Source organism: Pseudomonas sp. NPDC089547 (assembly GCF_050280665.1).
Classification (GTDB): Bacteria; Pseudomonadota; Gammaproteobacteria; order Pseudomonadales; family Pseudomonadaceae; genus Aquipseudomonas.
The window spans coordinates 1-25421 of sequence record NZ_JBNNVS010000032.1 but is presented as its reverse complement, the minus strand read 5'-3'; the positions used below and the strand labels follow the sequence as shown (position 1 = coordinate 25421).

At 62.7% G+C, this 25421-nt stretch carries 26 protein-coding genes and 1 pseudogene; 10 read left to right on the top strand and 17 right to left on the bottom strand.

All coding sequences use genetic code 11. The features are described 5' to 3' along the window. Positions 1–2: 2 nt before the first annotated feature. The 4 genes from ACQKPZ_RS20020 to exbB form a co-directional block, all read right to left on the bottom strand. Positions 3–929 carry a hydrogen peroxide-inducible genes activator gene (locus tag ACQKPZ_RS20020; protein ID WP_286111794.1) on the bottom strand — a complete coding sequence of 309 codons (927 nt, stop codon included), beginning with the start codon at positions 927–929 and terminating at the stop codon, positions 3–5. 94 nt (positions 930–1023) lie between these two features. Next, positions 1024–1755: an energy transducer TonB gene (locus ACQKPZ_RS20015; RefSeq protein WP_391131372.1), complete on the bottom strand. Its 732-nt coding sequence runs from the start codon at positions 1753–1755 to the stop codon at positions 1024–1026. Further along, positions 1752–2180 carry a TonB system transport protein ExbD gene (gene exbD / locus ACQKPZ_RS20010; protein WP_003253367.1) on the bottom strand — a complete coding sequence of 143 codons (429 nt, stop codon included), beginning with the start codon at positions 2178–2180 and terminating at the stop codon, positions 1752–1754. Before exbD ends, ACQKPZ_RS20015 begins: the two co-directional genes overlap by 4 nt. A 3-nt stretch (positions 2181–2183) precedes the next feature. Further along, on the bottom strand, positions 2184–3173 hold the full coding sequence (gene exbB / locus ACQKPZ_RS20005) for a tonB-system energizer ExbB (RefSeq protein WP_427541383.1): 990 nt from the start codon (positions 3171–3173) through the stop codon (positions 2184–2186). Positions 3174–3363: 190 nt separating this feature from the next. Between exbB and ACQKPZ_RS20000 the strand changes: the two genes are divergently transcribed. After that, positions 3364–4233, top strand: coding sequence for an SDR family oxidoreductase (locus ACQKPZ_RS20000; RefSeq protein ID WP_427541380.1), 870 nt, complete (start codon positions 3364–3366; stop codon positions 4231–4233). A gap of 141 nt (positions 4234–4374) precedes the next feature. Here ACQKPZ_RS20000 and ACQKPZ_RS19995 read toward each other — a convergent pair whose 3' ends face one another. The 5 genes from ACQKPZ_RS19995 to ACQKPZ_RS19975 all read right to left on the bottom strand — a co-directional run bounded on the left by ACQKPZ_RS19995 (position 4375) and on the right by ACQKPZ_RS19975 (position 9074). Beyond that, positions 4375–5106 carry a hypothetical protein gene (locus tag ACQKPZ_RS19995; protein ID WP_427541377.1) on the bottom strand — a complete coding sequence of 244 codons (732 nt, stop codon included), beginning with the start codon at positions 5104–5106 and terminating at the stop codon, positions 4375–4377. A gap of 54 nt (positions 5107–5160) precedes the next feature. Next, a complete protein-coding gene (locus ACQKPZ_RS19990) occupies positions 5161–5541 on the bottom strand; it encodes a RidA family protein (RefSeq protein WP_009684531.1) in 381 nt (126 codons plus the stop codon). A gap of 23 nt (positions 5542–5564) precedes the next feature. Further along, a complete protein-coding gene (gene spoT / locus ACQKPZ_RS19985) occupies positions 5565–7673 on the bottom strand; it encodes a bifunctional GTP diphosphokinase/guanosine-3',5'-bis pyrophosphate 3'-pyrophosphohydrolase (RefSeq protein ID WP_391131381.1) in 2109 nt (702 codons plus the stop codon). Between the two features lie 59 nt (positions 7674–7732). Next, positions 7733–7996 (bottom strand): DNA-directed RNA polymerase subunit omega, encoded by a 264-nt coding sequence (gene rpoZ / locus ACQKPZ_RS19980; RefSeq protein WP_012312123.1) that lies wholly within the window; start codon positions 7994–7996, stop codon positions 7733–7735. Between the two features lie 205 nt (positions 7997–8201). Next, positions 8202–9074 carry a LysR family transcriptional regulator gene (locus ACQKPZ_RS19975; RefSeq protein ID WP_391131384.1) on the bottom strand — a complete coding sequence of 291 codons (873 nt, stop codon included), beginning with the start codon at positions 9072–9074 and terminating at the stop codon, positions 8202–8204. Between the two features lie 206 nt (positions 9075–9280). Between ACQKPZ_RS19975 and ACQKPZ_RS19970 the strand changes: the two genes are divergently transcribed. From ACQKPZ_RS19970 to ACQKPZ_RS19960, 3 genes are all read left to right on the top strand, one after another. Then, positions 9281–10663 carry a glutamine synthetase family protein gene (locus tag ACQKPZ_RS19970; protein WP_391131386.1) on the top strand — a complete coding sequence of 461 codons (1383 nt, stop codon included), beginning with the start codon at positions 9281–9283 and terminating at the stop codon, positions 10661–10663. Between the two features lie 4 nt (positions 10664–10667). Further along, on the top strand, positions 10668–11441 hold the full coding sequence (locus ACQKPZ_RS19965) for a gamma-glutamyl-gamma-aminobutyrate hydrolase family protein (RefSeq protein WP_427541374.1): 774 nt from the start codon (positions 10668–10670) through the stop codon (positions 11439–11441). Positions 11442–11554: 113 nt separating this feature from the next. After that, a complete protein-coding gene (locus ACQKPZ_RS19960) occupies positions 11555–13096 on the top strand; it encodes an APC family permease (RefSeq protein WP_427541371.1) in 1542 nt (513 codons plus the stop codon). Between the two features lie 135 nt (positions 13097–13231). Here the strand turns inward: ACQKPZ_RS19960 and gmk are convergent, their stop codons facing one another. Both gmk and ACQKPZ_RS19950 read right to left on the bottom strand, forming a co-directional pair. Further along, the gene (gene gmk, locus ACQKPZ_RS19955; RefSeq protein WP_427541368.1) at positions 13232–13852 is read right to left on the bottom strand and encodes a guanylate kinase; all 621 of its coding nucleotides are present in this window, start codon (positions 13850–13852) and stop codon (positions 13232–13234) included. Positions 13853–13865: 13 nt separating this feature from the next. Continuing rightward, positions 13866–14729 carry a YicC/YloC family endoribonuclease gene (locus ACQKPZ_RS19950; RefSeq protein ID WP_391131394.1) on the bottom strand — a complete coding sequence of 288 codons (864 nt, stop codon included), beginning with the start codon at positions 14727–14729 and terminating at the stop codon, positions 13866–13868. 228 nt (positions 14730–14957) lie between these two features. Between ACQKPZ_RS19950 and rph the strand changes: the two genes are divergently transcribed. Both rph and ACQKPZ_RS19940 read left to right on the top strand, forming a co-directional pair. Then, complete coding sequence (gene rph / locus ACQKPZ_RS19945) at positions 14958–15680, top strand: ribonuclease PH (protein ID WP_009681991.1); 723 nt, start codon at positions 14958–14960, stop codon at positions 15678–15680. 22 nt (positions 15681–15702) lie between these two features. Beyond that, positions 15703–16071: a DUF4870 domain-containing protein gene (locus ACQKPZ_RS19940; RefSeq protein WP_403194856.1), complete on the top strand. Its 369-nt coding sequence runs from the start codon at positions 15703–15705 to the stop codon at positions 16069–16071. A gap of 115 nt (positions 16072–16186) precedes the next feature. On the opposite strand, the gene ACQKPZ_RS19935 is transcribed toward ACQKPZ_RS19940, so the two are convergent. After that, on the bottom strand, positions 16187–16966 hold the full coding sequence (locus ACQKPZ_RS19935; RefSeq protein WP_172229251.1) for an exodeoxyribonuclease III: 780 nt from the start codon (positions 16964–16966) through the stop codon (positions 16187–16189). 80 nt (positions 16967–17046) lie between these two features. On the opposite strand from ACQKPZ_RS19935, the gene pyrE reads away from it, so the two are divergent. Continuing rightward, positions 17047–17688 carry an orotate phosphoribosyltransferase gene (gene pyrE, locus ACQKPZ_RS19930; protein WP_427541365.1) on the top strand — a complete coding sequence of 214 codons (642 nt, stop codon included), beginning with the start codon at positions 17047–17049 and terminating at the stop codon, positions 17686–17688. A gap of 162 nt (positions 17689–17850) precedes the next feature. Here the strand turns inward: pyrE and argB are convergent, their stop codons facing one another. The 4 genes and pseudogenes from argB to coaBC form a co-directional block, all read right to left on the bottom strand. Next, positions 17851–18756 carry an acetylglutamate kinase gene (argB, locus tag ACQKPZ_RS19925; RefSeq protein WP_004575216.1) on the bottom strand — a complete coding sequence of 302 codons (906 nt, stop codon included), beginning with the start codon at positions 18754–18756 and terminating at the stop codon, positions 17851–17853. Positions 18757–18786: 30 nt separating this feature from the next. Then, a pseudogene (locus ACQKPZ_RS19920) lies at positions 18787–20154 on the bottom strand (phosphomannomutase/phosphoglucomutase); the annotation flags it as partial. Between the two features lie 144 nt (positions 20155–20298). Continuing rightward, positions 20299–20754, bottom strand: a complete 456-nt coding sequence (dut, locus tag ACQKPZ_RS19915; RefSeq protein WP_427541362.1) for a dUTP diphosphatase — start codon at positions 20752–20754, stop codon at positions 20299–20301. Positions 20755–20759: 5 nt separating this feature from the next. Further along, a complete protein-coding gene (gene coaBC, locus ACQKPZ_RS19910; RefSeq protein WP_391131415.1) occupies positions 20760–21971 on the bottom strand; it encodes a bifunctional phosphopantothenoylcysteine decarboxylase/phosphopantothenate--cysteine ligase CoaBC in 1212 nt (403 codons plus the stop codon). A gap of 128 nt (positions 21972–22099) precedes the next feature. Here coaBC and radC point away from each other — a divergent pair, with 128 nt between their 5' ends. Beyond that, positions 22100–22780, top strand: coding sequence for a RadC family protein (gene radC, locus ACQKPZ_RS19905; protein ID WP_427541359.1), 681 nt, complete (start codon positions 22100–22102; stop codon positions 22778–22780). Between the two features lie 121 nt (positions 22781–22901). Here the strand turns inward: radC and ACQKPZ_RS19900 are convergent, their stop codons facing one another. Continuing rightward, positions 22902–24509, bottom strand: coding sequence for an ABC transporter substrate-binding protein (locus ACQKPZ_RS19900; protein WP_427541356.1), 1608 nt, complete (start codon positions 24507–24509; stop codon positions 22902–22904). A 361-nt stretch (positions 24510–24870) separates the two neighbouring features. On the opposite strand from ACQKPZ_RS19900, the gene rpmB reads away from it, so the two are divergent. Continuing rightward, positions 24871–25107, top strand: a complete 237-nt coding sequence (gene rpmB / locus ACQKPZ_RS19895; RefSeq protein ID WP_003253504.1) for a 50S ribosomal protein L28 — start codon at positions 24871–24873, stop codon at positions 25105–25107. Between the two features lie 11 nt (positions 25108–25118). Next, entirely contained in the window at positions 25119–25274 is a 156-nt protein-coding gene (gene rpmG, locus ACQKPZ_RS19890) for a 50S ribosomal protein L33 (RefSeq protein ID WP_003253507.1), read from the top strand. The last annotated feature ends 147 nt before the right edge of the window (positions 25275–25421 follow it).

Genomic DNA, 25421 nt, shown 5'->3' with positions numbered 1-25421 from the left:
ACTCAGGCCGGTTGTTCCGCAGGGGCTTTGGCGACCGAGCACAGGCGTATCGAGTCGGCGAGGATCTCGATGGCCTTCGGCCGCGGGAAGCTGGCGCGCCAGGCAATGGCCACGGTGCGGAACGGTGCTGGGGCGGTCAGCGGGCGAACCTCGATGATGCCAGGGGCGTAATGATGGCTGTGCACGGCAGACAGCGGCAGGATCGACACGCCAAGGCCGGAGGCCACCATATGGCGGATGGTTTCCAGCGAACTGGACTCGACCGTGGTGTGCCTGGAGCCTTCGCCACCCTTGTTCAGGGTCGGGCAGGCTTCCAGTACCTGGTCGCGGAAGCAGTGGCCTTCACCCAGCAACAGCAGGCTCTTGTCGTTGAGCATGGCGGTATCGATGGTCTTTTTTGCCGTCCACGGGTGGTCGGCCGGCATCAGGGCGCAGAACGGCTCATCGTACAGCGGCAGGGTCAGCACATCGGCTTCGTTGAACGGCAGGGCGATGATCACCGCGTCCAGCTCACCATTGCGCAATTTTTCGCGCAGTACATGGGTGAAGTTTTCTTCGATGTACAGCGGCATCTGCGGCGCCACGCGGTGCAGTTGCGGGATCAGGTGCGGGAACAGGTACGGGCCGACGGTATAGATGGCGCCAACCTTGAGCGGGGCAGTGAGCTGGTTCTTGCCGGCCTGGGCCAGTTCGCGAATGCCTTGGGCCTGCTCCAGTACCTTCTGCGCCTGGGCGACGATGCTTTCGCCGACCGGGGTCAGGCGCACCGCGCTCTTGCTGCGTTCGAAGATCAGAACGCCAAGCTCATCCTCGAGCTTCTTCACACCGACCGACAGGGTCGGCTGGCTCACGTGGCAGCGTTCGGCGGCATGGCCGAAATGCTGTTCCTGGGCGAGTGTGACGATGTAGCGTAATTCTGTGAGGGTCATAACGTGCGTCCATGAAGTTGCGGGCCCAGCATAGCGGCTGCAATCGATAGACGCACGTTATCAGACTTGCCGATTTGTGACAGAAACAAAAGTCTCAGCGGCGGTCCAGCGAGTAGACGAACGGTGCCACGACTTCGATCGTGCCATTGTTCAGCAACTCAGGTGGCGGCTTGGGTACCGTGCCGGCCCGACGGATCATTTCCAGGGTCGCCCGGTCCAGTGCAGCACTGCCCGAACCACCGGCCATGGCGTACGACACGACCTTGCCTTCGGCGTCGACCACGAAGCGCAGGCGGTTGATGCCTTGCAGGCCGCGACGGCGCGCGTCTTCCGGGTAACGCTTGTACTTGGCCAGGTGGCGCAGCAGGTCGCTCTGCCAGGTTGGCAAGGCGTTGCTGTTGGACGCAATGCTCGGCGCCGGTGCCGCGGACTTCTGCGGTGGCGTGTTGCTAGGCGGTGCGTCTACCGTTTGCTCGGTTGGAGGTGCTTCCGTCGGCGGCTCAGGCTTTTTCTCCGGCTTTGGCGGCTGGGGTTTGGCCTTCGGCTTAGGCGGCTTGTGCACGGCGATCTTGGGCTTGGGCGCTTCCACCAGCTTTGGCAGCGGCAGTTCTTCGACCGGTGCCGGTGGCTGTGGAGCCGCTTTCGGTGGCGGTGGTGGCGCAGGCTCCGGCAACGGTGCCAGCTCGACCATCATCGCTGCCGGGGGCAGCTCGATGGCCTGGGGCACCGACCAGTTGAGCGTCAGCAGCACAGCGACCACGTGCACGCCCAGCACGATCAGCAGGCTGCCACCGTAGCGCGCCATGTTTGAGCGCGTTTTCGTCATTTCTTGGCTGCCGTCTCGAGACCTACCAGACCGACCTTGAGGTAGCCGGCCGCGCGCATGTTGTTCATCACTTCCATCAGGTCACCGTAATCCACGCCTTTGTCAGCCTGGAAGAAGATGGTGGTTTCCTTGTCACCCTTGGTCTTGGCGTCGAGCATCGGGCCAAGCTGGTCGGGTGCAGCAACCTGATCGTCGCCGACGTACAGCTTCTGGTCGGCCTTGACGCTGACGAACACCGGTTTCTCGGGCCTCGGCGCCGGTTTGGCGGTGGAGGCCGGCAGGTCGACCTTGATGTCGACCGTGGCCAAGGGGGCTGCCACCATGAAGATGATCAGCAGCACCAGCATTACGTCGATGAACGGCGTAACGTTGATTTCGTGGTTTTCGGCGAGGTCGTCGCCACCTTCGTTGAGATGCAGGCCCATGGCTTACCCCACTTTCACCATGTGCGGGGCGGCGCGATCGCTGCCCTGGTGGTCCAGGTCACGGCTGACCAGCAGCAGTACCTGAGCGGAGGCGTCGGACACCTGAGCCTTGTAGCCAGCGATGGAGCGGGCGAAGACGTTGTAGATGACCACAGCCGGGATTGCAGCGACCAGGCCCAGGGCGGTGGCCAGCAAGGCTTCGGCGATACCAGGGGCAACCACGGCCAGGTTGGTGGTCTGGGTCTTGGCGATGCCGATGAAGCTGTTCATGATGCCCCATACGGTACCGAACAGGCCGACGAAAGGCGCAGTGGAACCGATGGTTGCGAGTACGCCGGTGCCGTTGCTCATGGTGCGACCGCTGGCATGCACCAGGCGCTCCAGGCGGAAGCTGACGCGCTCCTTGATGCCTTCTTTTTCGCGGGCGTTGGCCGACAGGCGCATTTCTTCGAGGGCGTCGTGGACCAGGGTGTGGGCCAGGGTGCCTTCTTTGTTGGAAACTTCGCTGGCTTCTTTCAGGCTGGCGGATTTCTTCAGCTGGGCGATTTCACCACGCAGGCGACGCTTGGCGCCCATCAGCTCGAAGCCTTTGGCAATCCAGATGGTCCAGGTGATGATGGAGGCAATCGCCAGGCCGATCATGACGATCTTCACCACGATGTCGGCGTTCTTGTACATGCCCCATGGGGACAGGTCGTGGGCCATGCCCAGCGAGGTGTCTTCAATCAGTGCGTCGGTGGCGGGATCAACCACTACCTGCGAATCTGCCGGGGCGGCAACCTGTGCTTCGCCAGCAGGTGCCTGGCCTTCCGCGGCCGGTGCCGCTGGGGTAGCCGGAGCAGCCGGCGCGGTAGCAGCGGCTGGCGTGGCCGCCTGGGCGGTTGGCTCATCGGCCATGGCCACCGGGGCCAGCACCAGGCTGAGTGCCAGCGCGGCGATGGCGCGCCAGGCGCGCGACGGGGTTGGCGAAGCGGAAGGTTGAGTACGTGTCATGCTGGCCGGACCTGATGAAGAATAAAGTGAACGTTCTCCAAGGCCTCGAAGTAGGCCGAGAACAAATTGGCAGCCATTATTGCAAGTAATTCTTGTTAACAAAAGTAATCTTGTTGCTTTTTTCGCCTATGGTCTAGCCACCCATCGTGTAGCGTGGTCGGGCTTATCAATTGGTCTAGGGAGTTTTGTGATGTCAGACCTTTCCGTGATGGTGGTGGGATGTGGTGATGTAGGTGGGCGCTTTGCCAAGCAGATGCTGGCCAAAGGCTGGAAGGTAAGCGGCCTGCGCCGGTCGGTCGGGCAACTGCCTGCAGGGGTTACGCCGATTGCCGCCGATCTGGCCGAGCCGTCGATTCCGCAAGCCTGGCCACAGGGTTCGCTGGACTACCTGGTGTACTGCGTGGCGGCCAGCCAGCACGACGAGGCGGGCTACCAGGCCGCCTATGTCGAAGGGCTGCGCCATGTGCTGGCCTGGCTCGCCGAGCGTGGCCAGCGCCCCCGTCGCCTGTTGTTCGTTTCCAGCAGCAGCGTGTATGCCCAAAAAGATGGTGAATGGATCGAAGAAGGTGCAGCCACCGAGCCCGAGGGCTATTCCGGGCGGGTGATGCTGGAGGCTGAACAGCTGGCGCTGGGCAGCGGCATCCCGGCAAGCGTGGTGCGCCTGACCGGTATCTATGGCCCTGGTCGTGAATGGCTGCTGAGCCAGGTGCGCCAAGGTTACCGCGTGGCCGAGGAGCCGCCGCTGTACGGCAACCGCATTCATGCCGAGGATGCCGCCAGCCTGCTGGCGCACCTGCTGCAGGCCGATGCCGATGGCAAGGTGCTGGACGACTACTACATTGGCGTTGATGACGACCCGGCGCCGCTGGCCGACGTGGTGGCCTGGCTACGCGAGTACATAGGGGTTACCGAGTGGTCTGATGAGCAGCGGGTGCGGCGTACTGGCAGCAAACGCTGCAGCAATGCCCGGGCCCGGGCTTTGGGCTGGGTGCCGGAGTATCCGAGTTACAAGGAAGGGTATGCCGCGATTCTGGAGGGTAAAAACCAGCCTCAGGCTTGATGCGGTCCCTGTAGGAGCGGCCTTGCGTCGCGATAGGGCTGCGAAGCAGCCCCAGCATTCCTTGCGGCGACGCTGAAATTTTGGGGCCGCTGCGCGCCCCATCGCGACACAAGGCCGCTCCTACAGGGTGCGCGTGGGTTTTCAGTTGAGCTCCAGCACCCACTGACGCTTGCCCGCCGCCAGCTCCGGCATTTCATCTGGCTGTGCACGGTTCACAGCCTGGAAAATCTCCAGTTTGTCGCCATCGCGCTTGATGATGAATGGTGCACCCCGCTGGTTTCGCTCCAGCCACAGGCTGTCATTGCTGCCGCCCATGGTCGCGCAGTCGCCTGCCAGGCACAGGGCGAAGCGGTCCGGGCCGGGCAGGCCGGTGACGTTGCCGGTGTCGCTGAAGCGCACGCTGGCACCTTTGCCTTGGCCTTCGGTGATCTTCCAGTTGCCACCCAGGTAGGCCTGGTACAACGCCTTCTCGAAGTTGCTACCCAGCGGGGCATTGGCAGCCGCAGGCGTCTTGGCGCGTACGAAGGCCTGCTTGGCACCACGTTGATCGACGGTTAGCAGCTCGTCACCATCAAGCGACAGCTGTTCGGTCTGGCCGCCTTCGAAACTGGCTTGCCATTGCTTTTCATTGGCGCTCAGCTGGCCGTCGGCGGCCTCGAAGCCATTGCTGTAGCTGGCCTGCTGGTTGGCGACGTCGAGCTTCCACTCGAACACCGGGCCATGCTCATTCAGCGCCTGGCGCAAGCTGCCGCCTTTGACAGCCGCAGTGATGGCGTCCTGGTTGATCCAGGTGCCGTTGAAATCTTCAGGTTTGTGGCTGGCGCAGCCGCCCAGTAGCAGGGCTGCCAGCGCGAGGGGCAATGCTTGACGCATGACGGGTAACCTTGCAGAGGAGGGGTGACGGGCAGGGCGCCCGTCACCGGGGCATCATTCGATGACCAGGATGGCGTCCATTTCGACTTGGGCGCCTTTCGGCAGCGCGGCAACGCCGATGGCGGCACGGGCTGGGTATGGCTGCTCGAAGTAGCGGCCCATTACTTCGTTGACCTTGGCGAAGTGGCTCAGGTCGGTGAGGAAGATGTTCAGCTTGACGATGTCCTTGAACGAACCACCAGCGGCTTCAGCCACGGCCTTGAGGTTTTCGAACACCTGCACGGTCTGGGCTTCGAAGCCTTCGACCAGTTCCATGGTCTTCGGGTCCAGTGGGATCTGGCCCGACATGTACACGGTGTTGCCGGCCTTGATCGCCTGCGAGTAGGTACCGATAGCGGCTGGGGCCTTGTCGCTGTTGATGACGGTCTTGCTCATGATGACTCCTTGCGGTTGGCGGACTACGTACGCATGCGGGTGATGCGGACCACACCGGTCAGGGTACGCAGCTTCTTGATCACACGCGCCAGGTGCACGCGGTCGTGCACGCTGACCACCAGTTGGACCACGCTGATACGGCCGTCGCGTTCGTCCATGCTGATCTTCTCGATGTTGCCGTCGGCGGCGTTGACGCTGCTGGCCAGCAGCGCGATCAGGCCGCGCTGGTGCTCCAGTTCGACACGCAATTCGACATTGAACTCGCCCGTGATGTCCTTGGCCCAGGAGAGCTGCACGCACTTCTCCGGGTTGTGGCGGATTTCACTGATATTGCGGCAGTTCTCAAGGTGCACGACCATGCCTTTGCCAGCCGACAGGTGGCCGACGATCGGGTCACCCGGGATGGGCGTACAGCACTTGGCGTAGCTCAGCACCAGGCCTTCGGTACCACGGATCGCCAGCGGGCCTTCCGGCGCGGGCAACTGCTCGCCGTCGGCCGACAGCAGGCGGCGTGCGACCACGTAGGCCATGCGGTTGCCCAGGCCGATGTCTTCGAGCAGGTCTTCGATCAGTTCCTGGCGGTACTCGGCAAGGATCGCCTGGATACGTTCCTGCGGGATTTTCTCCAGGCTGCTGTCGAAACCGGTGAGCACCTTGTTCAGCAGGCGTTCACCCAGGCTGATGGACTCGGAGCGACGCTGCTGCTTGAGTGCGTGGCGGATGTGCGTGCGTGCCTTGCCGGTCACCACGAAGTTCAGCCAGGCCGGGTTTGGCCGTGCGCCCGGGGCGCTGACGATTTCCACCGTCGAGCCGCTTTGCAGCGGTTCGGACAGCGGCGCCAGGCGGCGGTTGATGCGGCAGGCGATGCAGCTGTTGCCCACGTCGGTGTGCACCGCATAGGCAAAATCGACGGCCGTGGAGCCTTTGGGCAGCTCCATGATGCGGCCCTTGGGCGTGAACACGTAGACCTCGTCCGGGAACAGGTCGATTTTCACGCTTTCGATGAATTCCAGCGAGTTGCCGGCACGTTGCTGCAGTTCAAGGATGCCCTTGACCCACTGGCGGGCGCGGGCGTGGCTGCCCTTGGGCTGCTCGTCATCATTGGACTTGTACAGCCAGTGCGCGGCGATGCCGTTGTTGGCCATCTCTTCCATCTCGCGGGTGCGGATCTGGATTTCGATGGGCACGCCGTGCATGCCGAACAGCGTGGTGTGCAACGACTGATAGCCGTTGGCCTTGGGGATTGCGATGTAGTCCTTGAAGCGACCTGGCAGCGGTTTGTACAGGTTGTGCACGGCGCCGAGCACGCGGTAGCAGGTGTCGACCTTGTCGACGATGATGCGGAAGGCGTACACGTCCATGATCTCGTTGAAGGCACGGCGCTTGCCGCGCATCTTCTTGTAGATGCCATAGAGGTGTTTCTGTCGGCCGCTGACCTCGCCCTGGATACCGTCGACCGCCAGGCAGTTCGCCAGCGACTGCTCGATCTTGGCGACGATCTCCTTGCGGTTGCCGCGTGCGCTTTTCACCGCCCGGTGAATCAGCGACGAGCGCATCGGGTGCATGGCCTTGAAGCCGAGGTCTTCGAACTCCACGCGCACGGTGTGCATGCCCAGGCGGTTGGCGATGGGCGCGTAGATTTCCAGGGTTTCCTTGGCGATGCGCCGGCGTTTTTCGCCAGACAGCACTTCCAGGGTACGCATGTTGTGCAGGCGGTCGGCCAGCTTGACCAGGATCACGCGGATATCGCGGGCCATGGCCATGGCCATCTTCTGGAAGTTTTCGGCTTGCGCCTCGGCCTTGGTCTCGAAGTTCATCTGAGTCAGCTTGCTGACCCCATCGACCAGTTCGGCCACGGTCTCGCCAAATTGCTGGCTGAGGGCTTCCTTGGCGATGCCGGTGTCTTCGATCACGTCGTGCAGCATGGCCGCCATCAGGCTCTGATGGTCCATGTGCATGTCGGCGAGGATGCTGGCCACGGCCAGCGGATGGGTCACGTAGGGCTCGCCGCTGCGGCGGCGCTGCCCGTCGTGGGCCTGTTCGGCGTAGAAATAGGCGCGCCGGACCAGGTTGACCTGTTCGGGGCCAAGGTAGGTCGACAGCCGTTCGGCCAAGGCTTCTATACCCGGCATGGGTTCACCTCCTGCGGAGGAAGAGGGCCTTGCGCCGTGCGACGTCGACCTGGCATCAATCAGACAGCCTCGTTGGACTCGTCCTCGAACGCGGCGAAGACCGGATCCTCGGTGACGATCTCTTCAGCAGCGATGAACTCGTTGGTGACGATGCCTTCGGCGATTTCACGCAGGGCAACAACGGTTGGCTTGTCGTTTTCCCACGCTACGCGTGGCTCTTTGCCGCCGGTCGCCAGCTGGCGAGCGCGCTTGGTCGAGAGCATGACCAGCTCAAAGCGGTTATCCACGTGTTCCAGGCAGTCTTCAACAGTTACGCGGGCCATGGTCTTCCTCAGTAGCAAATGCGGTGGGCGTGCAGCCCAGTAATGGGCAGGCGGACTCGATAGTTTAAAAAATCACCAGCCAATAGGGAAGCGCTGTTTTGTCGGCCTGCTGTATACCTAGGCCTGTCGCCGCACCCCGTGGGAGCGGCTTTAGCCGCGAAAGGGCCGGAACAGACACCCTCACTGCATGAACCTGACGATAACCTCAGAGCATCGCGCCGCGCAACCGCGGGGTCAGCTCTTCGAACAATGTCTGCACCGAGCGCAGCGCCCGGCAATCCGGCCGGGTCAGCAGCCACAGCTGGGTGTCGCAGCCGGCCAGCGGCCCGCTCAGCGCATCCACACCGGGCAGCGCATGCACCATGTAGTCCGGCAGCGCCGCCACGCCCAGCCCGGCAGTCACCAGCTGGGCGATGGTCGACATGCTGCTGCACTGGTACCGAGGGCTCAGCCCTGGGTACTGTTGGTTGCGCCAGACCACCGTGGGGTGGTCCTGCATCGAGTCGTCGGGGGCGATCCACGGTGTGCTGACGGGCGACTCGGCCAGGCGATCGCGCCACTGCGGCTGGCCGCAGACAACGTAAGAGGTAGAGCCCAGGTTGCGCCCCACCAGATGTTCCGGTGGCGTGTTGGTCAGGCGCAGGGCAATGTCGGCGTCACGGCGACTGAGGTTGGCGAAGGTGTTGGAGGTGCCCATCTCCAGCGACAGGGCCGGGTAGTTGGGCATGAACTCGGCCAGCGCCGGCAGCAGCAGGCTGTGCATCACCGCTTCGGTACAGGTCAGCCGCACAGTGCCGCTTACCACCTGCTCGCCGCTGGTCATGGCGATGCGCGCCGCCTCCAGCGCCTGCTCGGCGCGCTCGGCCTGTTCGGCCAGGGCCTGGGCGGTGTCGGTGGGCAGGTAGCCCTTGCGGCTCTTGACGAACAAGGCTGTGCCCAGCGCTGACTCGAGCCGGCGGATCGAGCGGAATACGGTCGAAACGTCGACTTTCAGAAGCTCGGCGGCCTTGGCCAGTGAGCGGCCACGCTCCAGTGCCAGGACCAGGGAGAGGTCGGCGTGGGTAATCTGATATTGCATTGGTGCACGCTCTGCTTGCCGAATTGCCAATGTCTGTTGCGTCAGGGCCATTTTATAGTGAAACGGCCCCCCGGAATCAATGCGCCCGGTCGGGTAACCAATCCCCACGATGGGAAAGTGAAAAGAACAACAGCTGCAACCATCGTCGCCCGTGAGGCGCCAGCCGTATCCCCACATCGCCGCAGCAAATCAAAGGATGTACAGCCATGACGTCGGTAACCCCGTGCGCCAGTTCTTCCAGCGAGATGAATGACTTCCTCCAGGCCCATCCGGACACGCAGTACGTCGACCTGCTGATCTCCGACATGAACGGCGTGGTACGTGGCAAGCGCATCGAGCGGGCCAGCCTGCACAAGGTGTACGAGAAAGGCATCAACCTGCCGGCTTCGCTGTTCGCCCTGGACATCAACGGTTCCACTGTCGAAAGCACCGGCCTTGGCCTGGACATCGGCGATGCCGACCGCATCTGTTTCCCTATCCCTGGCACGCTGTCGGACGAGCCGTGGCAGAAACGCCCCACCGCCCAGCTGCTGATGACCATGCACGAGATCGAAGGCGCGCCGTTCTTCGCCGACCCTCGTGAAGTGCTGCGTCAGGTGGTGAGCAAGTTCGACGACCTGGGCCTGACCATCTGTGCTGCGTTCGAGCTGGAGTTCTACCTGATCGACCAGGACAACCTCAACGGCCGCCCGCAGCCACCGCGTTCGCCCATTTCCGGCAAACGCCCGCAGTCGACCCAGGTGTACCTGATCGACGACCTCGACGAATACGCCGACTGCCTGCAAGACATGCTCGAAGCGGCCAAGGAGCAGGGCCTGCCTGCCGACGCCATCGTCAAGGAAAGCGCCCCGGCGCAGTTCGAGGTCAACCTGCACCACGTGGCAGACCCGCTGAAGGCCTGCGACTACGCGATCCTGCTCAAGCGGCTGATCAAGAACGTGGCCTACGACCATGAAATGGACACCACCTTCATGGCCAAGCCCTACCCGGGCCAGGCAGGCAACGGCCTGCACGTGCACATTTCGTTGCTGGACAAGAAAACCGGCAAGAACATTTTCGCCAGTGACGACCCGCTGCAAAGCGACACGCTGCGCCACGCCATCGGTGGCGTGCTGGAGACCATGCCGGCGTCGATGGCTTTCCTGTGCCCGAACATCAACTCCTATCGCCGCTTCGGCGCGCAGTTCTACGTGCCCAACGCACCGAGCTGGGGCCTGGACAACCGCACCGTTGCCGTACGTGTGCCGACCGACAGCAGCGACAACGTGCGCCTGGAACACCGTGTGGCCGGCGCCGATGCCAACCCGTACCTGATGCTGGCGGCCATCCTGGCCGGCGTGCATCACGGGCTGACCAACAAGGTCGAGCCGGATGCGCCTATCGAAGGCAACTCCTACGAACAACTGGAGCAAAGCCTGCCGAACAACCTGCGCGATGCCCTGCGCGCGCTGGATGACAGCGAAGTGCTCAACCAATACATCAGCCCGGACTACATCGATATCTTCGTGGCTTGCAAGGAAAGCGAACTGGCCGAGTTCGAAGTGTCGATCTCCGACCTTGAGTACAACTGGTACCTGCACACGGTGTAAGCCCATGAGCGCAACTGCGGTCCCCTTGATCGGTGTCAGCGCCTGCCGTCAGCAGGTTGGGAAGAACTCGTCGCACACGGTAGGCGACAAGTATGTCGAGGCGGCCGGCTTTGCCGGCTTGCCGCTGATCTTGCCGGCCCGTGACGGGGGCAGCGATACGCAAGCGCTGCTGGCCCGTCTGCACGGCATTGTTTTTACCGGCTCGCCTTCTAATATCGAACCGCATCATTACAATGGCGCCCCCAGTGCGGCCGGTACCCGGCATGACCTGGCGCGTGACCGGCTGACCCTGCCGCTGCTGCAGGCGGCCATTGCCGCCGGTGTGCCGGTGTTCTGCATCTGCCGTGGCTACCAGGAACTGAACGTGGCCCTTGGCGGCAGCCTGCATCAGCGTGTGCAGGAATTGCCCGGCTATCTCGACCACCGCGAACCTGAGGACGCACCCCTGGAGGTGCAATACGGCCCTCGTCACCCTGTCGGCATTGAGCCTGGTGGGTTGTTCGAGCGCCTGGGCCTGGCGGCGCAGTTCGAGGTCAACTCGCTGCACAGCCAGGGCATCGACCGCCTGGCCCCTGGCCTGCGCGTCGAGGCACGGGCCCCGGATGGCCTGATCGAAGCGGTGTCCATGCCCGATGCGCCGGGCTTTGTGCTCGGTGTGCAGTGGCACCCGGAGTGGCGCTTTAGCGAAAACCCGGTCTCGCTGTGCCTGTTCCAGGCGTTTCGCGAGGCCTGCATTGCTTACGCAGCGCGGGAGGGCGCACGGCAGAAGGCATTCTGACGTCAGCCGAAGGTCTTGGATGACGTGTTCCCGGCAGCAAGCTTTCAATGAGTGAAAGCAGGCCTTGTGCGCAAGGCCTGCGAAAACAATTCCAAAATTTACGGCAAATACTCATGAGCAATTACACAGAAGCCGGCCGCCCACCCGACGTGGTGGCCGACGCGGGTAACACCCAGAGCAGCAAGGGTCTGGCCAAAGGCCGGCTGGGCTTGCTGGCTACCGTGGTACTGGGCATTTCCACCATCGCTCCGGTCTACACTCTGACCGGCGCCCTTGGCCCGACCGTGCGCGAGGTGGGTGCCCACCTGCCGGCCGTGTTCATCGTCGGCTTCCTGCCGATGCTGCTGGTGGCCCTGGGCTACCGTGAGCTGAACTCGGCAGAGCCGGACAGCGGCACCTCGTTTACCTGGTCTGCGCGGGCCTTCGGCCCGATGATCGGCTGGATTGGCGGCTGGGGGTTGGTGGTGGCCACCACCATCGTGCTGTCGAACCTGGCGGGGGTGGCGGTCGACTTCTTCTACCTGTTCCTGGGCCAGATCACCGGCCAGCATGAGCTGGCGGCATTGGCCGATAACCTGCTGATCAACATTACCACCTGTTGCGTGTTCATTGCGCTGGCGGTGTGGATCTGCTGTCGCGGCATTGCCACCACCATGACCGTGCAGTACGGCCTGGTGGCCTTGCAGTTGGTGGTGTTGATCGGCTTTGCCGTCGCCGCATTCGGCGGCACCGCCGCGACGCCGCCACTGGAGTTCGACTTCGCCTGGTTCAACCCGTTCGGTGTCGAGTCGTTTTCGGCCTTTGCCGCGGGGCTGTCGCTGTCGATCTTCATCTTCTGGGGTTGGGACACGTGCCTGACCGTGAGCGAAGAGTCGGTGGGCAGCGAAGAGGTGCCCGGCAAGGCCGCCACCTGGACCGTAATGCTGATCCTCGGCCTGTACCTGTTTACCGCCATCGCCACCCTGCAGTTTGCCGGTATCAGCGAAACGGGCCTGGGCCTGAACAACCCGCGCATCCAGGAGAACGTCTTTGCCCACCTCGCCGGCCCGGTGATGGGGCCGTTGGCGATCCTGATGTCCATCGCCGTGCTGGCCAGCACGGCGGCATCGCTGCAGTCGACCTTCGTGGCGCCGGCGCGTACCTTGTTGGCCATGGGGTACTACGGTGCCGTACCGCAGAAGTTCGCCACTGTCTGCCCGCGTTCGCAAACCCCGCGCTATGCCACCATCTGTGCGGGTGTGGCAGCGGGCCTGTTCTACGTGACCATGCGTAGCCTGAGCGAGAACGTGCTGGCCGATACCATCACCGCGCTGGGCATGATGATCTGCTTCTACTATTCGCTGACTGCGTTTGCTTGCGTCTGGTACTTCCGCGGCAGCCTGTTCGACAGCGTGCGCCACTTCATCATGCGTGGCCTGTGCCCGCTGGTAGGGGGGGTGATCTTGTCGGTGATCTTCTTGCGCACCGCCATCGACAGCGCCTCGCCGGACTTCGGCAGTGGCTCGCATGTGGGCGGGCTGGGGCTGGTATTCGTGATTGCCGCGATCATCTCGGTGCTGGGCATCGGGCTGATGATGCTATCGCGCATGCGCGCGCCGGCTTACTTCCTGGGGGCTACCCTGCGTCAGCAGGCTACCTTGCCTTTGCAGGAATAAAGCTGGGGGCGCTTTGCGCCCCTATCGCGACACAAGGCCGCTCCCACAAAAGATCGCGTCAGTCAGTCTTGCGCGATCCCCTGTAGGAGCGGCCTTGTGTCGCGAAAGGGCTGCAAAGCAGCCCCATGCGGTCCCTCAGGAGAGCAGTTCTTTGAGCAACTCGCTGTTGCGCTGCTGCTGCTTCTTCAACACCAGGCGATTCGAGCGGAACACCGCCTTCAAGTCTTCCAGCGCTACGTCGAAGTCATCGTTGATGATGACGTACTCATACTCGTCGTAATGCTCCATCTCGCTGACCGCTTCCTTCATGCGCCCGGCGATGATCTCTTCGCTGTCCTGGCCACGGCCGTCCAGACGCTCGCGCAGGGCCTTCTGGCTCGGTGGCAGGATGAACACCGAACGCGCCTCGGGCATCAGCTTGCGCACTTGCTGGGCGCCTTGCCAGTCGATTTCCAGGATCAGGTCGTAGCCCTGATCCAGCGTCTGCTGCAGCGCGCTGCGCGAGGTGCCGTAGAAGTTGCCGAACACTTCGGCATGCTCCAGGAAGTCGCCCTGCGCGATCAGCGCCTTGAATTCTTCGTGGACGACGAAGTGGTAGTTCACCCCGTGTTCCTCGCCCGGGCGCATGGCGCGGGTGGTGTGCGAGACCGAAACGCGGATCTGCCGGTCGTCCTTGGTCAGGGCCGTTACCAGGCTGGTCTTGCCGGCGCCCGAAGGGGCCGAAACGATGTAGAGGGTGCCGCTGCTGTGGTTCATGGTCGGGGTGGCCTTACTCGATGTTCTGTACTTGTTCACGCATCTGTTCGATCAATACCTTCAGGTTGACCGCCGCTTGCGTGCTGCGTGGGTCGAAGGCCTTGGAGCCGAGGGTGTTGGCTTCGCGGTTGAGTTCCTGCATCAGGAAGTCCAGGCGACGCCCTGCGGCGCCGCCGCCCTTGAGTACCCGGCGCACTTCGGTAACGTGGGTGCTGAGGCGGTCGAGCTCCTCGGCCACGTCGCTCTTTTGTGCCAGCAGCACCATCTCTTGTTCCAGGCGCTGTGGGTCGAGTTCGGCCTGCATGTCGCCGAAGCGGTCGAGAATCTTCTGCCGCTGCGCGGCCAGCATCTGCGGCACCAGGGCGCGCAGGGTGGTGACTTCGCTGGTCATGTTGTCCAGGCGATCGTTGATCAGCCGGGCCAGTTCCTGGCCTTCGCGCTGGCGCCCGGCCTTGAGTTCGGCCAGTGCTTCGTCGAAGAGTGCCATGGCTTCGGCGTTTAGCGCCTGCGGGTCACTGGTGTCGGCCACCAGCACGCCTGGCCACGACAGCACCTCCAGCGGGTTGAGTGGTGCCGGCTGCTTGATCAGCCCGGCCACTTCCTCGGCGGCTGCGACCAGTTGTGCGGCGCGCTCGCGGTCTACCTTCAGCGGCTTGCCGTTGCTGTCTTCGTTGAGGCGCAAGGTGCATTCCACCTTGCCCCGCGACAGGCCCTGGCGCAGGCCTTCACGAACGCCGCCTTCAAGGTCGCGCAGGGCCTCGGGCAAACGCAGGTGGGGTTCCAGGTAGCGGTGGTTGACCGAGCGCAGTTCCCAGACCAGGGTGCCTTGGCTGCCGGCGCGCTCGACACGAGCAAAAGCGGTCATGCTGTGCACCATGGGGAGTACCTCGCGTAGTTGAATGAACGTTGGGAGCCTCTCGGCTTCAAGGCGCAGGATTGTAGCGCAGTGGCGCCGTGGCGCCCAATCCACCTATGTTACAGAGGGGGGAACGCCGGGGTAGGAAAAGGCGACGGGCTGTGGAGGGCGCGACAATAGGCATGTCTTCCCTGCGCTGCGGGCTCTATAATGCTCGGCAGATTCAAAGTCCCAGTACAGGTATCCCAGATGAAACGTCCAAGTGGTCGCGCCGCCGATCAGCTCCGCTCGATCCGCATCACCCGCAACTACACCAAGCACGCCGAAGGGTCGGTACTGGTCGAGTTCGGTGACACCAAGGTCATCTGCACGGTCAGTGTGGAAAACGGTGTGCCGCGCTTCCTCAAAGGCCAGGGCCAAGGCTGGCTGACTGCCGAGTACGGCATGCTGCCGCGTTCTACCGGTGAGCGTAACCAGCGCGAAGCCAGCCGTGGCAAGCAGGGTGGCCGCACCCTGGAAATCCAGCGCCTGATTGGCCGCTCGCTGCGCGCTGCGCTGGACATGAGCAAGCTGGGCGACATCACCCTGTACGTCGACTGCGACGTGATCCAGGCCGATGGCGGCACCCGTACCGCATCCATCACCGGTGCCATGGTCGCCCTGTGCGACGCCCTGGCGGTGATCAAGAAGCGCGGCGGCCTGAAGGGCGGCAACCCGCTAAAGCACATGATCGCTGCCGTGTCGGTGGGCATGTACCAGGGCGAAGCTGTGCTCGACCTGGACTACCTCGAAGACTCCGCCGCCGAAACCGACCTGAACGTGGTCATGACCAGCGCCGGTGGCTTCATCGAAGTGCAGGGCACTGCCGAAGGTGCGCCGTTCCAGCCGGAAGACTTCAACGCCATGCTGGCGCTGGCGCAGAAAGGCATGACTGAGATCTTCGAACTGCAGCAGGCCGCACTGGCCGACTGATCCAGCCAGGAAGGAGCGGGGCATGAGCGATTCGAACCTGTCGATCACCCCGCCCAATGCCGAGATCCGGCAATGGGCAATGTTCTGCCACCTCTCCGCGCTGCTGGGCCTGGTGGTGCCGCTCGGGCACCTGCTGGGCCCGCTGGTGCTGTGGCACCTCAAGCGCGAGCAAGACCCTTTCATCGACGCCCAGGGCAAAGAGGCGCTGAACTTTCAGATCAGCGTGACCATTGCCGGGTTCATCTGCTTCTTGCTGATGTTCGTGGTCATCGGGCTGGTGCTGTTCGCCATGCTGACGGTGGCGGTGCTGATCCTGATCATCATTGCCGCGGTGCGGGCCAATGAGGGCAAGCCGTATCGCTACCCGATGATCTGGCGGCCGATCAAATAAAGCTGGGGCTGCTTTGCAGCCCTATCGCGACACAAGGCCGCTCCTACAGGGGAATGCATAACCCTTGTAGGAGCGGCCTTGTGTCGCGATAGGGGCGCGAAGCGGCCCCATGCTTTTAGATGGTCAACGTCCAGTCATAGTCCACGATCAGCGGCGCATGCTGCGAGAAGCGCGGCTGACGCGGCAGGCGGGCGTTACGCACGAAGCGGCGCAGGCCCGGGGTGAGGATCTGGTAGTCGAACCGGTAGCCCAGGTTGAGCATTTCGGCCTGCTCGTTGTCCGGCCACCAGCTGTACTGGTCACCTTCACGGCTGACTTCGCGCAGGGCATCCACGTAACCCATCTCGCCCGTGATCGCATCCATCCAGGCGCGTTCCGGCGCCAGGAAGCCCGGCGACTGCTGGCTGTCACGCCAGTTCTTGATGTCGAGCTTCTGCTGCGCCACGTAGAACGAGCCGCAATAGATGTATTCGCGACGCTTGCGACGCTGTTTGTCCAGGTACTTGGCGAAGTCGTCCATCAACTTGAACTTCTGGTTCAAGTCTTCGTCGCCGTTCATGCCCGAAGGCAGCAGCAGGGTGGCAATACTGACTTTGTCGAAATCTGCTTGCAGGTAACGCCCGTAACGGTCGGCTGTCTCGAAGCCCAGGCCGGTGATGACTGCCTTGGGCTGCATGCGCGAGTAAAGGGCCACACCACCTTGGGCAGGCACCTCCGCGTCGCAGGCATAAAGGAAATAGCCATCGAGCTGGAAAGCTGGGTCATCGAGTTCAAAGGCCGAGGCGCGGGTATCCTGAAGGCAGATGACGTCGGCATTCTGGGCTTGTAGCCAGCTGAGCAAACCACGCTCGGCCGCAGCCTGAATGCCATTAACGTTCACACTGATGATCCGCATAAATGGCCCCAAAAATCTCGTGCGTGTATGATACCCGAGCTCAACCCATTTAGCTAAATCCGTGGTGTCCGGGACTATTCATGCAGCCGTATCAGCGCGACTTTATCCGTTTTGCCATCGATCGCGGGGTACTGCGTTTCGGTGAATTCACCCTGAAATCGGGGCGTACCAGCCCGTATTTCTTCAATGCCGGCCTGTTCAACACCGGTTCCGCACTGGCCGAGCTGGGGCGTTGCTACGCTGCAGCCATCGTCGACAGCAAGATCCCGTTCGACGTGCTGTTTGGCCCGGCCTACAAGGGTATCCCTTTGGCGGCGACTACTGCCGTGGCCTTGGCGGACCAGCATCAGCTCGACGTGCCATGGTGCTTCAACCGCAAAGAAGCCAAGGACCACGGCGAAGGCGGCAGCCTGGTTGGCGCACCGCTGGTCGGTGAGGTGCTGATCATCGACGACGTGATCACTGCCGGTACTGCCATTCGTGAGGTCATGCAGATCATCAATGCCCAGCAGGCCAAGGCTGCTGGCGTGCTGATCGCGCTGAACCGCGAAGAGCGTGGCAATGGCGAGCTGTCGGCAATCCAGGAAGTGGAACGTGACTTTGGTATCCCGGTGGTCAGCATCGTTTCGCTGACCCAGGTGCTGGAGTTCCTGGCCGATGACCCGCAGCTGAAGCAGCATCTGCCGGCTGTCGAGGCTTACCGGGCGCAGTACGGGATCTGATCCTGGCCTGGAAATGAAAAAGGCGACCTTCGTGTGAAGGTCGCCTTTTTTTGTGTCGCCTGTTTGGGCCTCTTCGCGGGCATGCCCGCTCCCACAGGTTTGGCGCCATCCCTGTGGGAGCGGGCGCGCCCGCGAAGAGGCCGGTGCAGGCTGGCGGATGACTCAGCGCGGCTTGCGGTTGGTAATCAGGGTACCCACGCCGCTGTCGGTGAAGATTTCCAGCAGCACGGCATTCGGCACGCGGCCGTCGATGATGTGGGAGCTGTTCACGCCGCCCTGCACCGCATCCAGCGCGCATTTGATCTTCGGCAGCATGCCGCCGTAGATGGTGCCATCGGCGATCAGCTCGTTGACCTGCTCGGTGGTCAGGCCGGTCAGGACCTGGCCCTGCTTGTCCATCAGGCCGGCGATGTTGGTCAGCAGCATCAGCTTCTCGGCCTTCAGCGCTTCGGCCACCTTGCCGGCTACCAGGTCGGCGTTGATGTTGTACGACTCACCGTTGGCACCCACGCCGATCGGCGCGATAACCGGAATGAAGTCGCCTTTCACCAGCATGTTCAGCAGGTCGGTGTTCACGCTAACCACTTCGCCCACGTGGCCGATGTCGATGATTTCCGGGGTGGTCATCTCGGGCGTCTGGCGGCTGACGGTCAGCTTGCGGGCGCGGATCAGCTCTGCGTCCTTGCCGGTCAGGCCGATGGCGCTGCCGCCGTGGCGGTTGATCAGGTTGACGATGTCCTTGTTGACCTGGCCACCCAGCACCATCTCTACCACGTCCATTGTCGCCGAGTCGGTGACGCGCATGCCGTCGATGAAGTGGCTTTCGATCGACAGGCGCTTGAGCAGGTCGCCGATCTGCGGGCCACCACCGTGGACCACCACCGGGTTGATGCCCACAGCCTTCATCAGCACGATGTCACGGGCGAAGCCGGTTTTCAGCTCCTCGCTTTCCATCGCGTTGCCGCCGTACTTGATCACCAGGGTCTTGCCGACAAAGCGGCGGATGTAAGGCAGTGCTTCGGACAAAACCTCGGCTACATGGGAAGCGGCATCGCGATCGAGGGTCATGCAGGGCTCCTGTAAGGAACAGATAGTCGGTCAGAACGGCAGTTGCAGCTCAGGCTCAACCCGCAGCAACTGGGTACGGAAAACATCCTTGATTCGTTGCAATTCGGCATCGCTGTCGGCTTCGAAGCGCAGCACCAGCACCGGGGTGGTGTTGGAGGCGCGGACCAGGCCCCAGCCGTGGGGATAGTCGACCCGCACACCGTCGATGGTGGTCAGGTTGGCTTCGCCCCAGTCGGCGTCGCGTTGCAGTGCATCAATGATGCTGAATTTACCCTCGTCGGTCACATCAATATTGATTTCCGGCGTGGAAATATCGTTCGGGAAGGCAGCAAACAGGTTTTCGGCGCTCTGCCCGGCCTTGCTGAGGATCTCCAGGAGGCGCGCGGCGCTGTAGATGCCATCGTCAAAACCGTACCAGCGTTCCTTGATGAAGATATGACCGCTCATCTCGCCGGCCAGCAGCGAACCCGTCTGTTTCATCTTCTTCTTGATCAATGAATGACCGGTCTTCCACATCAGTGCGCGGCCACCATGCTGTTCGATCAGCGGGGTCAGGCGGCGGGTGCACTTGACGTCGAAGATGATCTCGGCGCCCGGGTTGCGTGCCAGTACGTCCTGGGCAAACAGCATCAGCAGGCGGTCGGGGTAGACGATGCTGCCGGTGTTGGTCACTACGCCGACACGGTCGCCGTCACCGTCGAAGGCCAGGCCGATGTCGGCACCGGTTTCCTTGACCTTGGCGATCAGGTCTTCGAGGTTTTCCGGCTTGCCCGGGTCCGGGTGGTGGTTGGGGAAGTTGCCGTCGACTTCACAGAACAGCGGGATCACTTCGCAGCCCAGGGCTTCGATCAGTTGCGGTGCGATCACACCCGCAGCGCCGTTGCCGCAGTCAACGACCACCTTGAGCTTCTTGGCCAGCTTCACGTCGCTGACGATCTGCTGGAAGTAGCGGTCCAGGATCCCGACTTTTTCCACACGGCCTTCGGCCAGGGTCAGGTCGTTGGTTTTCAGGCGGGTCAGCAGGGCCTGGATCTGTTCGTTGGCCAGGGTGTCGCCCGCGATGACGATCTTGAAACCGTTGTAGTCCGATGGGTTGTGGCTGCCAGTCAGCATCACGCCCGACTTGCCGGCCAGTACGTTGGCCGCGTAATACAGTGCAGGGGTGGGCACCAGGCCGACGTCGCTGACGTGGCAGCCGGCATCGACCAGGCCCTTGATCAGCTGTTCGACCAGCATCGGGCCGGACAGGCGGCCATCACGGCCTACCGAAACCTGCGGTTCGCCCTGGGCCAGGCTCTGGGCGCCGATGGCGCGGCCGATCCAGTAGGCGGTTTCGGCGTGAAGGGTTTTGCCGACCACGCCGCGGATGTCATACGCGCGGAAAATGCTGTCTGGCAATGCGGCGGGGACCAGGTGGGCCATGTCGTTCATCTCTGGAAGCTCCATTAGTCAAAGGCTTTCTGGGCAGGCGCAAACTGAACGCTTGGACGGTGGTTTCGCCAGAGAGTTCGCCATCCTTGGCCTGAACGGTCATTTGCCGGCTCAGTGGTTGCCGGAGTGACCGAAGCCGCCAGCGCCACGCTGGCTTTCATCGAAAGCTTCGACAATGTCGAAATGGGCCTGTACCACCGGTACCAGCACCAGTTGGGCGATACGCTCGCCAACGGCGATGGTGAACGGGGTGCTGCCGCGGTTCCAGCACGACACCATCAGTTCGCCCTGGTAGTCCGAGTCGATCAGGCCGACCAGGTTGCCCAGCACGATGCCGTGCTTATGGCCCAGGCCCGAGCGGGGCAGGATGACTGCGGCAAGGCCCGGGTCGCCGATGTAGATCGACAGGCCGGTAGGGATCAGCAGGGTCTGGCCTGGCTCAAGGACAGTGTCCTCCTTGAGCAGGGCGCGCAGGTCGAGGCCGGCGGAGCCGGGGGTGGCGTACGTTGGCAGCGGGAATTCGCTGCCCAGGCGTGGGTCGAGGATCTTGGCTTGAAGAGCGTGCATGTAACTTATTGAACCTGGTTGAGCCGTTCGGCGATGAAGGCGACCAGTTGCCGGGCAATCTTGCCCTTGCTGGTCTGCGCGAAGAGAGTCTGGTGCTGCTGGCGGTCGATCACGGTCAAGGCGTTTTCTTCGCTGTTGAAGCCGATGCTGGGGTTGGCCACATCATTGGCGACGATCAGGTCGAGGTTCTTGTCCTTGAGCTTGCGCGTGGCGTAATCGAGCAGGTGTTCGGTTTCGGCGGCAAAGCCGACGCTGAACGGGCGGTCGGCGCGGCCAGCGATGGTGGCAAGGATATCGGGATTGCGCACCATCTGCAGCAGCATGCCGTCGCCGGTCGTAGGATCTTTCTTCAGTTTTTGTGCGGCAACCACTTCCGGGCGGTAGTCCGCAACCGCCGCCGAGGCGATAAACAGGTCGCATGGCATGGCGGCTTCACAGGCCGCGAGCATGTCCCGCGCGCTGACCACGTCGATGCGGCTGACTCGGTCGGGGGTTGGCAGGTGCACAGGGCCGGTGACGAGGGTTACCCGAGCCCCGGCTTCGGCGGCCGCTTCGGCCAGCGCAAAGCCCATCTTGCCGGAGCTATGATTGGTGATGTAGCGCACCGGGTCGATGTTTTCCTGGGTCGGGCCGGCGGTGATCAGCACATGCTTGCCGGTCAGTGCCTGGCGCTTGAAGCTTTCTGCGGCGCACCAGGCCAGGTCGGTGGCCTCGAGCATGCGGCCCAGGCCGACGTCGCCACAGGCCTGGCTGCCGGAGGCCGGGCCGAACACCTGGATGCCACGGCTCTTGAGCAGTTCGAGGTTGGCCTGGGTGGCCGGGTCGCGCCACATGGCCTGGTTCATGGCCGGGGCCACGGCGACGGTGGCGTCGGTGGCCAGCACCAGGGTGGTCAGCAGGTCGTCGGCCATGCCTTGTGCCATGCGCGCCATCAGGTCGGCGGTAGCCGGGGCAATCAGCACCAGGTCGGCCCACTTGGCCAGTTCGATATGGCCCATGGCCGCTTCGGCGGCCGGGTCCAGCAGGTCCATGTGCACCGGGTGGCCCGACAGCGCCTGCAGGGTCAGCGGGGTGATGAACTCGGCACCACCACGGGTCATGACGACGCGCACCTGCGCGCCGTGCTCCAGGAGTCGGCGAATCAGCTCGGCGCTTTTGTAGGCGGCAATGCCGCCCCCTACGCCGAGAACGATGCGCTTGCGATACAGCCGCTGCATAGGCTTGCCTTTTTCCAGTGAGAGCGGGCGGCGACGTTCGAAAATGCCTGCGGCAGAACGTCGCATGTACGAGGCGAAATAGATTAACACAGGGTCGAAATAGGCCGCAGCAAGGGCAGGGGGCGGGGATGAATATCAGGGAGTGGCCGGCTGAAGAACGACCGCGGGAGAAGCTGTTGCAGCGAGGCGCCGGGAGCCTGACCGATACGGAGTTACTGGCGGTATTTCTCGGTTCAGGTGTACGAGGGTGCAATGTCGTGGAGCTGTCACGAGGTTTGCTGGTGAAATTCGGTAGCTTGCGCCGGTTGCTGGAGGCCGACCGCGAAGCGTTCATGGGTGAACTGGGTTTGGGGCCGGTAAGGTATGGTCAGTTACAGGCGTTGCTGGAGATCGGGCGTAGGCACCTGGCAACTTCGATTGAACGTGAATCAGTCATGGACACCCCGGAAGCGGTGAGGCGCTATTTGAAAGCGATGCTGCGACATGAGGCCAGTGAGGTATTCGGCTGCCTGTTTCTGGATACCAAACATAGGCCGTTGGCGTTCGAAATCCTGTTCAGGGGCACGATAGACCGGACCAGTGTGTATCCGAGAGAGGTGGTGCGGCGCGCATTGCTGCATAACGCTGCGGCCTTGATCCTGTGTCATAACCATCCTTCGGGAAACAGTGAGCCGAGCCAGGATGATGTGCATCTGACTGTGTCGCTGAAACGAGGGTTGGCGTTGATTGATGTGCGGGTGCTGGATCACATCATCATTGGCGAAGGGGAGCCCTTGTCGATGGTTGAGCAGGGGTGGATTGTGGCTTAGGTCGTTGTGTACCTGTGCTGGCCCTTTCGCGGGTAAACCCGCTCCCACAGGATCTCCACAGCGTCAAAGGCAGTGTTATCCCTGTGGGAGCGGGCGAGCCCGCGAAGAGGCCGGTGCAGGTTTACCTGGTCACCGACACCTTGCTGAAGTCCAGCCGCCCGAACGGGCTTACCTGATACCCTTCGACCCCTTGGCGCAGCAGGGTGGCAGCCGTCGGGTGCGCCAGTGGCACCCACAGCGCCTGCTGCTGGATAAGCGCTTGCGCCTGCTGGTACAGCCGGCTGCGCACGCTCTGGTCGTTGGTAGTGCGCCCGGCGCTGATCAGCTGGTCCAGGCGGTTGTCGCAGAAACGCGCGAAGTTGGTCCCCGACTCTACCGCCGCACAGGAAAACTGCGGGCTCAGGAAGTTATCCGGGTCGCCGTTGTCGCCTGCCCAGCCCATGAACAGCAGGTCATGCTCGCCGGCCTTGGCGCGGCGGATCAGCTCGCCCCATTCGATTACGCGGATCTCGGCCTTTACGCCGATCTTGGCCAGATCGGCTTGCAACATCTGTGCACCAAGGCTGGGGTTGGGGTTGAGCAGGCTGCCCGACGGGCGGGTCCAGATGGTGGTGCTGAAACCCTCTGCCAGACCGGCCTTGGCCAGCAACGCCTTGGCTTTCTTCAAGTCCAGCGGGTAGCCGGGCAGGTCCTTGGCATAGCTCCAGGTATTAGGCGGGTAGGGGCCGTTGGCGGCCACTGCGGAATCTTCGAACACGGCCTTGAGGTAGGCCTGCTTGTCGAAGGCCAGGTTGATGGCCTGGCGCACTTCCGGCTTGTCCAGCGGCGGGTGCTGGCTGTTGATGGCAACGAAGGCGGTCATGAAGGCCGGGGTGGTTGCTACCTTCAGGTTGCCATCCTTGCCCGCTTCGGCAATGTCCAGCGGCTTGGGCGACAGGGCCACCTGGCACTCGCCACGCTTGAGCTTCTGCAGGCGCACGTTGGCATCGGTGGTGATGGCGAAGATCAACGGGTCGACCGCTGGCTTGCCGGCGAAATAGTCAGGGTTGGCGCGATAACGCACCACGGCGTCCTTCTGGAAACGCTGGAACACGAACGGCCCGGTGCCGATCGGCTGGCTGTTGAGCTTCTCGGGCGTGCCGGCCTTCAGCAACTTGTCGGCATATTCGGCGGAATAGATCGAGGCGAAGCCCATGCTCAGGGTGGCCAGGAACGTGGCGTCCGGGTGGCTGAGGGTAAAGCGCACGGTGTTTGGCGCCGGGGCCTCGATTGCCTTGATCAGGCTGCCCAGTTGCAGCGACTGGGCATGCGGGTAGCCGCCCGGTGCTGTCTTATGCCAGGCATGGGCGGGGTAGAGCATGCGCTGGAAGCTGAACAGCACATCGTCAGCGTTCAGCTCGCGGCCTGGCTTGAAGTAGGGGGTGGTGTGGAATTTCACGTCATCGCGCAAGGTGAAGTCATACACCAGGCCGTCGGCCGACACTGTCCAGCTGGCCGCCAGGCTCGGCACCACCTTGCCTTGCGCTGCGTCGAACTCCACCAGGCGGTTCATCAGCACGTCAGCCGTGGCGTTGGTGGTGGTCAGCGAGTTGTACTGCACCACGTCGAAGCCTTCAGGGCTGGCTTCGCTGCAAACGCTCAGCGGCGCCGCCTGGGCAACGCCGGCAGCGAACAAGGCGCCGGCGGCGAACAGAGAGTTGAACAATAAGGAAAGGGCGGCAACACGCATGGTGGCTCCTTGGCTGTCAGTGGCCCATCTGCCAGTGCAGTCTGGAAAAGGCCTACCCTAGTGCGCCCGCCGGCAAATGACCACACCCTTTTTTACAAAACTGGCGACGAGCGGTCGACGGCTGGCGGGGCCTGCCGCTATGCTGGCCCGGCGCGTTCTGGCTTGCGGCAATGTGCATCCGCAGTTGTTGCAGCCAAGTCTTTCTGGTATAAAGCAGCGCTCTTTTCTAGGGGCTCGGCCTGTCGCATAAGCGGATCCGGTCGATAAGACCTCCAGAATCACGGCGCCCAGGCGCCAAAGACTGAGAGATTAAGCGGCCAACCCATGCCGGGTTGGGCATGTGGTTTTAGAGGGCTGAGTCATGTCGAGAGTCTGTCAAGTTACTGGTAAGGGTCCAGTAACCGGGAACAACATTTCCCACGCAAACAACAAAACCCGTCGTCGTTTCCTGCCGAACCTGCAGCACCACCGTTTCTGGGTTGAATCCGAGAAGCGTTTCGTGCGTCTGCGCGTTTCCGCCAAAGGCATGCGTATCATCGACAAGCGCGGCATCGACGCCGTTCTGGTTGACATCCGTAAAGCTGGCGCCAAGGTTTAAGGGAGAACATCATGCGTGAATTGATCCGTCTGGTTTCGAGTGCCGGTACCGGCCACTTCTACACCACCGACAAGAACAAGCGCACCACCCCGGACAAAATCGAGATCAAGAAATATGATCCGGTTGTTCGCAAGCACGTGGTGTACAAGGAAGCCAAGATCAAGTAATTGATCGGCGACCTGAAAAAAACCCGCATCCGAAAGGACGCGGGTTTTTTTATGGTTCTTCACGGATTGCCGGGAAAGTCATTCTTGATCTTCATGAAAAAGAACTCGCTGTCCCGGTAGCCGTAAGCCATCCGCTTGATCACCTTG